Origin of the sequence: Pelomonas sp. KK5 (assembly GCF_001984095.1) — a bacterium.
Classification (GTDB): Bacteria; Pseudomonadota; Gammaproteobacteria; order Burkholderiales; family Burkholderiaceae_C; genus KK5.
On sequence record NZ_LYVQ01000614.1, the window covers coordinates 1 to 208 of the forward strand.

Annotated in this window: 1 protein-coding gene; it reads left to right on the forward strand. The window is 65.4% G+C overall.

All coding sequences use genetic code 11. From position 1 onward, the window contains the following. A partial coding sequence (locus B0W88_RS32450; protein ID WP_158081016.1) for an FAD-dependent oxidoreductase occupies positions 1-208 on the forward strand: 208 nt, incomplete at both ends.

The following is a 208-nucleotide window of genomic DNA, read 5'->3' on the forward strand; positions in this document are numbered from 1 at the left end:
TGCAGGGCTGCTTCATCGCCATCGGCCACCAGCCCAACACCGACATCTTCAAGGGCCAGTTGGAGATGAAGGACGGCTACATCATCACCAAGAGCGGGCTCAACGGCTTCGCCACGATGACCAGCGTGCCGGGCGTGTTCGCCGCCGGCGACGTGCAGGACCACATCTACCGCCAGGCCATCACCAGCGCCGGCACCGGCTGCATGGC